8 protein-coding genes are annotated in these 13,604 nt (G+C 71.4%); 1 reads left to right on the plus strand and 7 read right to left on the minus strand.

Translation table 11 applies throughout. The annotated features are described in order from the left end of the window. Positions 1 to 8: 8 nt before the first annotated feature. The 6 genes from ACIRVK_RS13020 to ACIRVK_RS13045 all read right to left on the minus strand — a co-directional run bounded on the left by ACIRVK_RS13020 (position 9) and on the right by ACIRVK_RS13045 (position 10,024). Positions 9 to 1,301, minus strand: a complete 1,293-nt coding sequence (locus tag ACIRVK_RS13020) for a M50 family metallopeptidase (RefSeq protein ID WP_404246654.1) — start codon at positions 1,299 to 1,301, stop codon at positions 9 to 11. Between the two features lie 8 nt (positions 1,302 to 1,309). After that, the gene (gene dxr / locus ACIRVK_RS13025) at positions 1,310 to 2,572 is read right to left on the minus strand and encodes a 1-deoxy-D-xylulose-5-phosphate reductoisomerase (protein WP_404246203.1); all 1,263 of its coding nucleotides are present in this window, start codon (positions 2,570 to 2,572) and stop codon (positions 1,310 to 1,312) included. Beyond that, entirely contained in the window at positions 2,569 to 6,558 is a 3,990-nt protein-coding gene (locus tag ACIRVK_RS13030) for a Pls/PosA family non-ribosomal peptide synthetase (RefSeq protein WP_404246205.1), read from the minus strand. The genes dxr and ACIRVK_RS13030 overlap by 4 nt, the downstream gene beginning before the upstream one ends. A gap of 219 nt (positions 6,559 to 6,777) precedes the next feature. After that, positions 6,778 to 7,974, minus strand: coding sequence for a rod shape-determining protein RodA (rodA, locus tag ACIRVK_RS13035; RefSeq protein ID WP_404246207.1), 1,197 nt, complete (start codon positions 7,972 to 7,974; stop codon positions 6,778 to 6,780). 117 nt (positions 7,975 to 8,091) lie between these two features. Beyond that, positions 8,092 to 8,877, minus strand: coding sequence for a hypothetical protein (locus tag ACIRVK_RS13040; RefSeq protein ID WP_404246209.1), 786 nt, complete (start codon positions 8,875 to 8,877; stop codon positions 8,092 to 8,094). Positions 8,878 to 9,133: 256 nt separating this feature from the next. Beyond that, on the minus strand, positions 9,134 to 10,024 hold the full coding sequence (locus tag ACIRVK_RS13045; protein ID WP_404246211.1) for a hypothetical protein: 891 nt from the start codon (positions 10,022 to 10,024) through the stop codon (positions 9,134 to 9,136). Between the two features lie 180 nt (positions 10,025 to 10,204). Between ACIRVK_RS13045 and ACIRVK_RS13050 the strand changes: the two genes are divergently transcribed. Further along, entirely contained in the window at positions 10,205 to 11,629 is a 1,425-nt protein-coding gene (locus tag ACIRVK_RS13050; RefSeq protein ID WP_404246213.1) for an FtsW/RodA/SpoVE family cell cycle protein, read from the plus strand. 866 nt (positions 11,630 to 12,495) lie between these two features. On the opposite strand, the gene ACIRVK_RS13055 is transcribed toward ACIRVK_RS13050, so the two are convergent. Further along, the gene (locus ACIRVK_RS13055) at positions 12,496 to 13,416 is read right to left on the minus strand and encodes an undecaprenyl-diphosphate phosphatase (RefSeq protein ID WP_404246215.1); all 921 of its coding nucleotides are present in this window, start codon (positions 13,414 to 13,416) and stop codon (positions 12,496 to 12,498) included. Positions 13,417 to 13,604: the final 188 nt, after the last annotated feature.

Here is a 13,604-nt window from a genome sequence, read left to right on the forward strand (position 1 = left end):
CCTCATGACTAGGTGATTTTGACCGGGTTGACGACGTCCGCCACCAGGACGAGGAGGGTGAAGCAGACAAAGATTCCGGCGACCACATACGCCACCGGCATGAGCTTCGCCACGTCGAACGGGCCCGGGTCGGGGCGCTTGAGGACCCGTGCCAGGTTGCGGCGCAGGGACTCCCACAGGGCGCCCGCGATGTGGCCGCCGTCGAGGGGCAGCAGCGGGAGCATGTTGAAGAGGAACAGGGAGAGGTTGAAGCCGGCGACCAGCATGACGAACATCGCCAGTTGCTGGGTGGCCGGGACGTTCAGCGTGAAGATCTCGCCGCCGACGCGGGCCGCGCCGACCACGCCCATCGGGGAGTCGGGGGCGCGCTTGCCGCCGTCGAAGGCGGCGTTCCAGAGGCCGGGGATCTTGCCGGGCAGGGCCGCGATGGAGTCGAGGGCGTCACCGACGCGGGCGCCCATCCAGGACACCGACTGGCCGAAGTCCTGCTGGACGATGCCCGTGGCGGCGCTGAAGCCGAGGAAGCCGGCGCTCACGTACCTGCCCTGGACGATCTGGCCGCTGGAGTCCTTCTTGGCGACCTGGTTGGTGGCGATGGTGGCGTGCAGGGTGACCTGCTGCCCCTTGCGGTCGACCACGATCGTGACGGGCTTGCCCGGGTCGGACCGGATCAGGTCGGAGAGCTTGTTCCAGTCGTCGGTGCGTACGCCGTCGAAGGAGACGATCTTGTCGCCGGGCTTGAGGCCCGCGGCAGCGGCCGGGGAGGCCGGGTCGCTCTTCTTGCAGGTGTCGCGGTTCTCGCTCTGGGCGATGACGCACTGGGAGACCGAGCTGACCGTGGTGGTCTGCTGGGAGATGCCGAAGCCCATGAGGACCGTGAGGAAGAGGGCGACGGCGAGGATCAGGTTCATGAAGGGGCCCGCGAACATCACGATGACCCGCTTCCAGGGGGCGCGGGTGTAGAAGAGGCGGGTCTCGTCCCCGGGGCGCAGTTCCTCGAAGGCGGCGGAGCGGGCGTCCTCGATCATGCCGCGCCAGGGTGAGGTGGAGCGGGCGCTGATCCGGCCGTCGTCGCCGGGCGGGAACATGCCGATCATACGGATGTAGCCACCGAAGGGGACGGCCTTGATGCCGTACTCGGTCTCGCCCTTCTTGCGGGACCAGATGGTGGGGCCGAAGCCGACCATGTACTGGGGCACGCGGATGCCGAAGAGCTTGGCCGTGGACAGGTGGCCCAGCTCGTGCCACGCGATGGAGACCAGCAGGCCGAACGCGAAGACGACTATGCCGAGGATCATCATCAGGGTCGTCATGCACGCGCCTCCGCGGTCGCCGTGGTCTCGGTCAATTCCCTCGCCCGGGCTCGTGCCCAGGTCTCCGCTTCGAGGACGTCCGACACGGTGAGTGAGGTTCCCGTACGGGGAGTGCCGTGTTCCTCGACGACCCGTGTGACGGTGTCCATGATCCCGTTGAAGGGCAGTGCGCCGGTGCGGAAGGCCTCGACGCTCTCCTCGTTGGCCGCATTGAACACCGCCGGGGCGGTGCCCGCGAGTTCGCCGACGTGCCGGGCGAGGTTCACCGAGGGGAAGGCGTCGTTGTCGAGCGGGAAGAACTCCCACGTCGAGGCCTTGCTCCAGTCGAAGGCCGGGGCCGCGTCGGGGACGCGTTCGGGCCAGCCCAGGCCGATGGCGATGGGCCCGCGCATGTCGGGGGGTGTCGCCTGGGCGATCGTCGATCCGTCCGTGAACTCAATCATCGAGTGGACATACGACTGGGGGTGCACGACCACCTCAATGCGGCTGAAGGGAATGTCGTAGAGGAGGTGTGCCTCGATCACCTCCAGGCCCTTGTTGACGAGGGTCGCGGAGTTGATCGTGATGACCGGGCCCATGGCCCAGGTGGGGTGCGCGAGGGCGTCCTGGACGGTCACGTCCGCCAGTTCGGCCTTCGTACGGCCGCGGAAGGGGCCGCCGGAGGCGGTGACGACCAGTTTGCGGACGTCGGCCCTGGTGCCGGCGGCGAGGGCCTGGAAGAGGGCCGCGTGTTCGGAGTCGACCGGGATGATCTGTCCGGGCTTGGCAAGTGCCTTGACCAGCGGGCCGCCGACGATGAGCGACTCCTTGTTGGCGAGCGCGAGGGTGCGGCCCGCCTCCAGGGCGGCGAGGGTGGGGGCGAGTCCGATGGAGCCGGTGATGCCGTTGAGCACCGTGTGGCAGTCGGACGCGGCGAGCTGGGTGGCCGCGTCGGGGCCGGCGAGGATCTCGGGGAGCGGTTCGCCGGGCCCGTACCGGCCGTCCAGTGCCTCGCGCAGCTCGGGTACGGCGCCCTCGCGGGCGACCGCGACGGTCCGTACCCGTAGCCGGTGGGCCTGTTCGGCGAGGAGGGCGACGCGGCCGCCGTTGGCGGACAGGGCGGTGACCCTGAAGCGGTCGGGGTTGCGCAGTACGAGGTCGATGGCCTGGGTGCCGATCGACCCGGTGGAGCCGAGGATCACCACGTCCTTGGGGCCGCTGCCCGCCACGGGGTCGTAGACGAGGTGCGGGTCGGCGAGTGGGGATGGACTGTCGCTCATTCCTCCATTGTGGCCGTAAGGACGGTGTGTGAGGACAGCGCGTCCCTCTCAGGGGTGGAGCCGTTCGAGCCGGGGCCGGCCGAGACGCCGGCGATGGGGTTGCCGGCCCATCGGGTGCCGTCGGGCACGGTCTCGCCGCGCATGACGAGGGAGGCCGCGGCGACGGACGCGCCGGTGCCGACGGTGGTGCCGGGCAGGGCGATGCTGTGCGGGCCGAGGGAGGCTCCGGCGGCCAGCCGCACGGTGTCCATGCGCATGATGCGGTCGTGGAAGAGGTGCGTCTGGAGCACGCATCCGCGGTTGACGCTGACGCCGTCACCGAGTCCGACCAGGTCGGTCTCGGGCAGCCAGTAGGTGTCGCACCACACGCCGCGGCCGACGCGTGCGCCGAGCGAGCGCAGCCACCAGTTCAGTGCCGGGGTGCCGAGGTGTGCCCGGGCGCCCCAGGGCACGGCCAGTACCTCCACGAACGTGTCGAACAGTTCGTTGCGCCAGACGAACGACGACCACAGGGGTCGCTCGACGGCCCGGAAGCGGCCGACGAGCAGCCATTTGGCGCCGGTCGTGATCAGGCAGGCCAGCACGGAGGCGGCGAGGAGCAGCGGGGCGCCGACGAGGGCGGCCAGGGGGAGCCCGCCGCGGTCCAGGGCCTCCTGCTCGGTGAGGAGCACGCCCTCGGCGAGGAGCGTCGCCAGGATGATGGGCAGCAGTCGGCCGGTCTCGACGGCCGCGCGGGCGGCCACCAGCCGCCGGGGCGGGGCGAAGGTGCGTGCCGGGTCGGTGGTGCCGGCCACGCGGGGCAGGGGCATGCCGGGCCGCCCGATCCATGAGGTGCCGGGGCCCGCGTGGGCCGGTGCGTCGGACAGCACGCCCACGAGGGCCTGGTCGGGGACGTCGCGGCCGGGTGCGACGATGCCCGAGTTCCCGACGAACGCGCGCTGCCCGATGCGTACGGGGCCCAGCCGCATCCAGCCGTCGCGCAGTTCGTACGGTGCGACGAGCGTGTCGTCGGCGAGGAAGGCGCCGTCGTCCACCTGGAGCAGGGACGGCAGCGGCAGCACGGTCGAGATCTCGGTGCCGCGGCCCACGCGTGCGCCGAGCAGGCGCAGCCAGTACGGCGTGGCGAGCGACGCGTAGAGCGGGAACAGGCTGCCGCGGGCGCTGTCGAGGAGCCGGGTCACGAGCCACGCCCGCCAGGCCACGCCGCCGTCCGCGTGATGCAGGCCGGGCTTGATGGACCGGCCCAGCAGGCGCACGGTGGCCGCGGTGGTGAGGGCCCCGAACAGCGTGGTCAGGAGGGCGAGCAGGGGGGCGGCGGCGAGCAGGTGCGCCGTCGCGCCGGTCAGCGTGGGTGTGTGGCGTACCAGCAGCCAGGTGACGGCCAGCGCCGGGGCGGCGGCGAGGAGCGACAGCAGGGGCGGCAGGGCGAGGGAGAGCGCGTAGGCCGGGTGCCAGCGGCGCGAGGGGGCCGCCGGGCGCTCGGGCCGGCCGAGGTCCGCGGGCTGTTCGGCGGGCCGGGCGGGGGAACCCGTCCATACCTCGCCGTCGGGGATGCGGTCGTCCAGGCAGCCGCCGGCGCTGAGTTCCGCGCCGGCGCCCACGTGGGCGCCCGGCAGCAGGGTGCTGCGGTGGCCCACCCGTGCGCCCGGGCCGATGGTGAGGGTGCCGATGTGCAGCGTGTCGCCGTCGAGCCACCAGCCGGCGATGTCGGCCTCGGGCTCGACGCTGCAGCCGTCGCCGAACCGGGCGAGGCCCGTCACCGGGGGCATGGTGTGCAGCCGTACATGGCGTCCGGTCCGGCAACCGAGGATCCGGGCGTACCAGGCGGCCCACGGGGTGCCGAGCAGGGCGGGAACTCCGAAGGCGCTCACCGCGCGTTCCGCCGTCCACAGCCGCAGATGGACCCGGCCGCCGCGCGGATACGCGCCGGGGGTGATCGAGCCGGCCAGCGCGCGGGCGAGGACGGCGCCGATCAGGCAGCGCATAGGTGCGCTGAACAGCAGCACCCAGCCCGCCAGGACGAGCCACCAGGAGGTGTGCGGGGCCCAGCGGTGCGGGGCGATCCAGCCCAGCACGTTGTCGGCCGCCGCGAGGCCCAACAGGCCACGCAGCCCGGTGATCGCGTAGCCGGCCAGGACGACGGGGAACTGGACGAGGGCGGCCCGCCGGGGCACCGGCCGGGCGGGGCGTACTTCCCGCACGGTGCCGGCGAGTGAGTCGAGATGGTCGGCCATGCTCTGCAGCACGGGGTGCCGGTAGAGGTCGGCGACGGAGAGGCCCGGGTGGTCGTCGCGCAGCATCGAGGCCATCCGGGCGGCGGTCAGGCTGCTGCCTCCGAGGTCCACGAAGTGGCTGTCGGGGCCGGGCCGTTGGCCCAGCAACTGCTCCCAGACGTCCGCCAGCCGTGCGGCCGTCCCGTGCAGCCGGTGCGTGGTGTCGCCGCCGTTCTCACCGCCGGCCAGGGGAACCGGCCAGGGCAGCGCCTTGCGGTCGACCTTGCCGGATGCACGGGTGGGCAGGTCCGTGACCTCGGTCAGGACCGGTACGAGCGGTGCGGGCAGCCACTCGCCGAGCCGCGCCCTGGCCTTGTCGGCCTCGAAGGCGGAGCGGCCGTCGGCTGTCCGCTCGGGGAGGATGTAGCCGACGAGCAGTTGGCCACCGGCCGCGGTCGACCGCACGGCCGCGGCTGCCCCGCGCACGCCCGGGAGGGCGAGGAGGGCCGCGTCGATCTCGCCCAGTTCGACCCGGCGTCCGCCGAGTTTGACCTGGTCGTCGATGCGTCCGAGGAAGACGAGTCCTTCGGCGTCGGCGCGCACCAGGTCGCCCGAGTGGTAGGCGCGCGGCACGTCCAGCGCGGAGCACGGCCGGAAGCGCTCGGCGTCCTTGACGGGGTCGAGGTAGCGTGCGGTGCCGGCGCCGGCGATGACCAGTTCACCCTGTTCGCCGTGGGCCACGGGGTTCCCGGTCTCGTCCACCACGGCCAGTTCCCAGCCGGCCAGCGGCAGTCCGATGCGTACCGGCTGTCCGGGCTCCAGCGGGGCGGCGCAGGCCACGACGGTGGTCTCGGTGGGGCCGTAGGTGTTCCACATCTCCCGCTCCGGGCGGGCGAAGCGTTCGACGAGGTGGGGAGGGCATGCCTCGCCGCCGAGGATCAGCAGCCGTACCCGGGTCAGGGCCTCCTGGGGCCACATGGCGAGCAGGGTGGGGACGGTGGAGACGACGGTGATGTCCCGTTTCTCGAGCCAGGGGCCCAGTTCGTGGCCGGCCCGTACCAGGGCGCGTTCGGCCGGCACCAGGCAGGCGCCGGAGCGCCAGGCGAGCCACATCTCCTCGCAGGAGGCGTCGAAGGCGACGGAGAGCCCGGCCAGCACGCGGTCGCCGGGGCCGAGCGGTCGTTCGCGCAGGAACAGCGCCGCCTCGGCGTCCACGAAGGCCGCGGCGGACCGGTGGGTGACGGCCACGCCCTTCGGCGCGCCGGTCGAGCCCGAGGTGAAGATGATCCAGGCGTCGTCACCGGGGGCGGGCGCGGTTCCGGCCGCCGCTCCGGTCGGCGTCGCGAGGTCGGCGGGCTGCGGGTGCGGTCCCAGGACGTGGCACACGCCGGCCTCGCGGAACACCGTGGCGGCGCGTTCCTCGGGGTCGTCGGCGTCGACGGGGACGTAGGCCGCACCGCAGTGCAGTGCAGCGAGGATCGACAGGTACAGCTCGGCGCTGCCCGACGGTACTCGTATGCCGACCCGGTCGCCGGGGCCGATGCCCTGTGCGGTGAGCCGTCGGGCCCGCCGGTGGATCTCGGCGCCGAGGTCGCGGTAGGACAGCACCTCGGCGCCGGTGTCCAGGGCGGGTGCGTCCGGGTGCAGGGTGGCGGTGGACCGCAGGACGTCGACCAGGGTGCGCGGCGGGGCGGCTGCCGCGGAGTGGAAAAGGGCCCGGTTTCCGGAAGGATCCGGAAACGGTGGCTGGGCATCGAGTGCGGTCGATGTCAAAGTCGTGCCTCTTGCTTTCGGTACCGAGGGGTCTCATATCCCTTACGGACCGTCAGAGGATCTTACGTGCCGAGTCGTTCACCAACTCCACGCAATTGATTCACTGCCGGTCCCTGGGGGGAAATTGACGAAACGTAGACCCTGGTGCCGCGATTCGGATCGCTGTGCGCGGACTCGTTTTCGATCGGGAAGAGTCCGCGAATAGCTGATTCCCCCCGGTCACGTCCTCGCCTGCTGCACCCGGATGGACTGAAGCAGACCGACCGCGACCCAGACCGCGAACATCGACGAACCGCCGTAGGAGACGAACGGAAGCGGAATGCCGGCCACCGGCATGATGCCGAGCGACATGCCGATGTTCTCGAAGGACTGGAAGGAGAACCAGGCGACGACTCCGGCGGCGATGATCGTGCCGTACAGTTCGGTCGACTCGCGGGCGATACGGCAGGCGCGCCACAGGATCACGCCCATCAGGGCGATGATCAGAATTCCGCCCAGGAAGCCCAGTTCCTCACCGGCGACGGTGAAGACGAAGTCGGTCTGCTGTTCCGGGACGAACTGACCGGTGGTCTGCGCGCCGTGAAACAGGCCTTGGCCCGTCAGACCACCGGAGCCGATGGCGATGCGGGCCTGGTTGGTGTTGTAGCCGACACCGGACGGGTCCAGGCTCGGGTCGGCGAACGCGGCGAAGCGGTTGATCTGGTACTGGCCGAGAAGATGCAGCTGCCACACGGCGGCGGCGCCGACGACACCGGCGCCGAGCAGACCGAAGATCCATCGGTTGGAGGCGCCGGAGGCGAGCAGTACCCCGAGGACGGTGACCGTCATGACCATCGTCGAGCCGAGGTCGGGCATCAGCATGACGACCATCATCGGCACGGCGGCCAGCCCCAGTGCCTGGAGCACGGTACGGCTGTCCGGGTACATCTTGTCGCTCGCGTCGACCTGTGCCGCGAGGACCAGCGCCATGCCCAGGATGATGGTGACCTTCACGAACTCCGAGGGCTGCAGCGAGAATCCACCGCCGAGGACGATCCAGTTGCGGTTGCCGTTGATGGTGGCGCCGAGCGGGGTGAGCACCAGCAGCACCCCGAACAGCGACAGACCGTAGAGGATCGGCACCGCGTTGCGCAGGGCGCGGTGGCCGAGCCAGATCGTGCCGGCCATCAGGACGAACCCGATGCCGAGGTTCATCAGGTGCCGGACGAGGAAGTAGGTCGGGTCGCCCTGGTTGATCGAGGTGCGGTTGCGGGTCGCGGAGTACACGAGGAGCGAGCCGATGAACGACAGGGCGAGGGCGGCGAGCAGTATCGGCCAGTCGAGTCGGCGGAGCACGGAGTCGCGGGCGAGGAGCCGCGTCCACAGGGGGCGTGCGGGGCCGTAGCCCGGGACGGTGAAGCTGTTCGCACCGGTCATGTGAGGGGTCCTCCGGCTTCTCGCGCCGACGCGGTCGCCTGCGGGATTTTAAGTGCGCGGTTGCGCAAGGGAGCAACAACACTCCGGACGGGCCCGGCCGAGCTGGGACCGGCCGGGTCACTGCAGGACGTTGACGGCACGCGCGACGATCAGCGCCAGGGTCAGCAGCGAGATCGTGGCCTGCGCGGACATCAGCAGTTTCGCCCAGCGGGACAGCGGCATGGTGTCGGTGGGACTGAAGGCCGTGGCGTTGGTGAGGGCCACGTAGAGGTAGTCCATGTACTGCGGTTCCCAGTCGTCGGGCGCTATGCCCTCCTGCTGCATCTGCGGGAACAGGAAGTCCGGGTGCTGGTGCGTGCCCTGGGCGCGGGCCGCCGGGCCGCCCCGGTCCCACTCCCAGTACCAGAGGCTGAAGGCGATGACGTTGGTCAGCCAGATGCCGCCGCCGCTCGTCAGCAGGGCCGCGGCGTTGGAGCCCCCGGAACCGTGCAGCAGGTCGCGCACCAGGATGACGGCCGACCAGCCGTTGGCGAGGCTGACCGCGGCGGCCAGCAGCAGGCCGAGCACGCGCAGCGCACGGGAGGTGTGCTCGATCCGCCGGTGCGGATGGGCCACCCACAGCGCCGCCATCATGGCCAGTTCCAGCGCGGGCAGCAGCCACTGCGGATGGATGCTGAACCTTTCGGGCAGCGCCCACTGCACCCCGATGGCGACCAGCAGCGCCACCATCACCGCCCAGCGCTGCTCACCGCGCGTGCGCCGCTGCCACGCGGGACGCTCGGGCTCGGCCGTCCGCTCGGCGGGAGCGAGCAGGTCCTCTATCCGTTCCAGACGGACATGCAGCATTTCGGTCCAGTGCTCGGAGTCGGGGCGCTGCGGAGACGGATTGGCGTCGGTGGTCACGGGCCCATTGTCACCGGATACTTGCCGTCTTACGCAACTCTGCAAAGAATAAAGGGGTTCAACAGGGGCGAACGGCTCCCGGGGCCTAGTGCCGCGACAGGCAACGTTTGCCCCGTCGCGACGCCCGGCACGCCCTCTCGCCGCACCGGCCGAAACCCCAAGTACGTCCGGTCCATCAACGGGGCATTCCGTCCGGCACGCCGAGAGGACGCCCCGGACGCCGCTCCTTACCGGGCAGACGTTGCCTGCCGCGGCACTAGTTCACCCGCACGGTCACCGTCGAGGACGCCCCCGACGCGGCCGGGACGGATGTCCAGCCGTGGTCCGACGCGTCGCTGCTCCACCTGTGGTCGTCGAAGGTGACCGAGGTGGCGTGCAGGGCGCCGGCGTGACAGACCAGCCACAGGGCGAGCGACCAGCCGGTGGTCGTCTCGGCGACCCGGTAGCTGACGCTGTCGCCGGCTCCCGTGACGGCGGCCGGCACCTTGCCGAACTCCCGCCGGACCGCAGCAGCGACACCATGGGCGGCGCCACCGCTCCCCTGGACGACACCCGCCGTCCCGCCGGCCCGATCCGCTTGGACACCACCGGTGCCACCGCCTCCGCCCGCCGGGGTGGCCTGCGTGTCGCTCTTGCCCACCCCCTTCACCGTGCAGCTCAGCGCGGGCCCGTCCTGTCCCGTCAGCACGTTGGCCAGCGTCGCCGCCTCGGCCTCGTGTTGCGCGTACGCCCCCGGGTAGCCGCTGTGCTGGACGTGCTGGGCGGCGACGGTGACCGGCAGGTCGGCGTAGTCCGGCACCTTGACCAGCGCCTCGAAGAACTTGCCCGAGGCGTAGACGGGGTCGCGGATCTGGGCGGGGGTGCCCCAGCCCTGGGAGGGGCGCTGCTGGAACAAGCCGAGGGAGTCGCGGTCCCCGCTCGCGAGATTGCGTAGTTTGGACTCCTGGAGCGCGGTCGCCAGGGCGATGGTGACCGCCTGTTCGGGCAGGCCGCGGGCGTGGGCCACGGCCGCGACGGTCGAGGCGTGGGACGCCTGGTCGAGGTCGAGCGTGACGGCCGTACCATCCGTGCCGTGCGCCGTGCACCCCTCGGACGTCGCCGAGCGGATGAAGCGGACAGCGAGGTAGCCCACGAGTGCGAGAATCACACCCAACCCGATCAACACCGGCCACCGGCCGCGGCTCCCTCGGCTGCGTGCTGCCGCCACGCCGACCCTCCTCCTGCCTGCCCTCAGCTACAGTTCAGTTGCTTTGTTGCGCAATCGTATAACTGTCTCCGCCGTGGCCTTGACGGGACACCGGCGGGCAGACCGATCGAAGGGGAACGCATGAGTGGTCGGCGGGGATCGGCGGGGCCGCCGGAGCGGACCGACCGGTCACAACGCCTGAGCGACCGGAACCTGGAGCTGATTCTGCTCCTCGGCGCCGTCGTCATCTCCGTCTACGGCTATGCCGAGACGGCCCTCGCCCTGGCGGGGACGTTCCCGCTCGGTGCGGCGACGCCGTGCGTGGTCGCGGCCGTGCTGCCCTTCGTGTGCCATGGTTTCGTACGCCGGTTCGCGCCGCACGCCGATCCGCTGATTCTGCCGCTCGCGACCCTGCTCACCGGCCTCGGACTCGTCCTCATCCACCGCCTCGACCTCGCCTACCGGACCCACTACCACTCGGCGGCCTCGGCGCCGGGGCAGCTGATGTGGTGCGGCATAGCAGTGGCGGGTCTCGCGGCGGCCGTGGCCCTGCTCAAGGACCACCGCAGGCTGCAGCGTTATCCGTACGTCACAATCGCCGTGGGCATGGTCCTGCTGATGGCGCCGGCGTTCTATCCCGGCGACGTCTACGGCGCCAAGCGGTGGATCTTCATCGGGCCGCTGTCCTTCCAGCCGGGCGAGTTCGTGAAGATCGTCATCGTGGTGTTCTTCGCCGGCTACCTGACCCTGCGCAGGGACGCCCTCGCGCTCGCCGGGCGGCGGGTCATGGGGATGTACCTGCCGCGGGGGCGGCAGTTGGGCCCGGTCGCGGCCGTGTGGATCCTGAGCCTGCTCGTCCTGGTCTTCGAGCGGGACCTCGGCACCTCGCTGATCTTCTTCGGGCTGTTCGTGATCATGCTGTACATCGCCACCGAGCGGACGAGCTGGGTGGTGTTCGGCGTCGTCATGTTCGCCGCCGGGGCCTTCGTCGTCGGTTCCTTCGAACCGCACGTCCACGGCCGTGTCGTCGCGTGGCTGCACCCGATGGACATCTTCCTGCCGCCCGCCCAGCGCCCGCCGGGCCTCGTCTCGGACCAGGCAGCCCAGGCGCTGTTCAGCTTCGGTTCCGGCGGCATCCTCGGCACCGGTCTCGGCCAGGGCCACCCGGAACTCATCGGCTTCGCCGGGCGCAGCGACTTCATCCTCACCTCGGTCGGTGAGGAGCTCGGCATGGTCGGCGTGACGCTCGTCATCCTCCTCTACGCGCTGCTCGCCGAACGCGGCCTGCGCACCGCCCTGACCGTCTCCGACCCGTTCGGCAAGCTGCTCGCCGGCGGCCTGGCCACGGCGCTGGTGCTGCAGGTCTTCGTCGTCGTGGGCGGCGTCACCGGGCTCATCCCGCTCACCGGAAAGGCCCTGCCCTTCCTCGCCCAGGGCGGGTCGTCCATGGTGGCCAACTGGCTGCTGATCGCCGTCCTCATCAAGGTCAGCGACACCGCCCGCCGCCCCCTGCCGGTCCCGGCAGCGGACGTCAGCGCCGCGGAAACCCAGTTCGTACGCCCGTGAGCCGGCTGTGCCGGTCCCGTTTGACGTGGGCGGCGCGCGGGGCGGTTTGACGTGGGCGGGGCGCTGGGTTGGTTCGACGAGGGCGACGGGCCAGGGTTGGTTTGACGAGAGCGAACGCCCGGGGCGGTTCGACGGGGCCGAGATCCCGTAGCCGGTGCGTGGGGACTCGCCCTGCGGCTCCAGGAGTTGAGCTCAGCTCACTGACCGCCACCCCCAGGACCTTCGTCCGCGAGCATGTCCTGCGCGGCGACGGCCTTGGGAACCAAGAAGACCGGCTCCGCCTGGACCTGAGGACGCAACTGTCGGAAGTGGCTGCCGCGGGGTCGGCGAGCCGATCGAGCGGGAGGGGCCGGGCCGGGGAACGGAGGGCGGTCTGGGAGCGGGCGGGCCGGTCCGGGAGCCTGCGCGGACCGGACCGGACCGGAGCGGGGCAGACCAGGCCGGGAGCCGAGCACACCGGCGGGCCGATCAAGCACGGTCAGCCGGACCGGGAACCCAGCAGACCAGACCAGGCACAGGGCACACCGGCGGGCCGATCAAGCGAGGCCTGCCGACATCGGGCGGGGCAGGCCGAAAGCCGGGCGTGCTGGTCCGGAAGCCGAGCAGACGGGGCCCTGAGCCGAGCAGGCCGGAGGAGGAGCCCAGCAGACCGGACCGGAGCCGGGCGGGCTGGCTTTCAAGGGGGCCGACGGTCGACCGGGCGGGGAGCCGGGAAGGGCGGAGCAGGAACCGGGAGGACCAGACGGGGCCTGAGCCGAGCGGGCCCGGGAGGCCGGGCCGGGAGCCGGTGGGCCATCCCACTCACGCGGCCCCACAGCGCCTACGATCCCGCCGTCACCTCAACCACCCGGCAAGGGGAGGCACCCTCACGTGAGGGTGAAGTACGCGAGGCTGGCCAGGCCGGCCACCGAGCAGTAGACGGCGAACGGGATGAGCGTGCGGTTCTCGAAGTAGCGGACCAGGTAGCGGGTGGCGAAGTAGGCCGCCACGAACGCGGCCACGCTGCCCGCCAGCAAGGGGCCGCGCAGGCCGCTGCCCTGCGCGCCGAGCAGTGGTGGCAGCTTGAGCAGTGCGGCTCCACCGATCACCGGCGTGGCGAGGAGGAACGCGAAGCGGGCGGAGTCCTCGTGGCCCAGGCCCTTGAAGATGCCCGCGCTGATGGTGGAGCCGGAACGGCTGATGCCGGGGAAGAGGGCGAGGATCTGGGCCGCGCCGATCGTCACGGCCTGCCGGGTCGTCATCCGGGTGATCCGCAGGTCCGACTGCTCCTCGGGCGACAGATGCTCTTCCTCCGGGGCGACGGAGGCCCCGGCCCGCCTGCGCCCGGTGCCGCCCCGTCGCAGTTGCTCGGTGACGAAGAGGACGATGCCGTTGAGGGCCAGGAAGATCGCGGTGGGGATCGGGCGCCCGAGCGTCGTACGGAAGACCTTGTCGAGCGCCACGCCGGCCACCGCGACCGGGATGCACGCGGTGACGATCAGCCAGGCGAGCCGCTGGTCCACGGTCTCGACCTTGCGCTGGGTGATGGACGTCGCGAGGCCCCGGATCACCCTGACCCAGTCGCGCCGGAAGTAGACGACGAGCGCGAGCGCGGTGGCCAGGTGCAGGCCGACCAGTTCGTTGAGGTAGAGGGAACCGTCGGCGGAGACGTCCAGGTCGTGCTTCCAGTGACCGCCGAGGAGGGCGGGTATCAGGATGCTGTGCCCCAGGCTGGAGACCGGGAACAGCTCGGTGACGCCTTGCAGCAGGCCGACGCCCACGGCTTCGGGATAGGTCAGAACGGACATCGGCCGGCTCTCGTCTCCAGGTACGGGATGGTCCGGAGCCCGGCAACCCACGCGCCGCGGGCGGCTCCGCCCGCGGACGCTACTACACGGGGACAAGACCCCACAGGCCGCAGGAAAGGGCCGCTCACCCACTCATGCCGTGCCGTCCCGGAGGTATCACATCGCTCGCGAGAGACAGAAATGACCTG

Source organism: Streptomyces sp. NPDC101152, from assembly GCF_044768275.1.
Classification (GTDB): domain Bacteria; phylum Actinomycetota; class Actinomycetes; order Streptomycetales; family Streptomycetaceae; genus Streptomyces.

Excerpts from the sequence above, each read along its gene's own strand:
- ACIRVK_RS13020 (WP_404246654.1), bottom strand. The coding sequence starts at position 1,301 with ATGATGATCCTCGGCATAGTCGTCTTCGCGTTCGGCCTGCTGGTCTCC.
- dxr (WP_404246203.1), bottom strand. The coding sequence starts at position 2,572 with ATGAGCGACAGTCCATCCCCACTCGCCGACCCGCACCTCGTCTACGAC.
- rodA (WP_404246207.1), bottom strand. The coding sequence starts at position 7,974 with ATGACCGGTGCGAACAGCTTCACCGTCCCGGGCTACGGCCCCGCACGC.
- ACIRVK_RS13050 (WP_404246213.1), top strand. The coding sequence starts at position 10,205 with ATGAGTGGTCGGCGGGGATCGGCGGGGCCGCCGGAGCGGACCGACCGG.
- ACIRVK_RS13055 (WP_404246215.1), bottom strand. The coding sequence starts at position 13,416 with ATGTCCGTTCTGACCTATCCCGAAGCCGTGGGCGTCGGCCTGCTGCAA.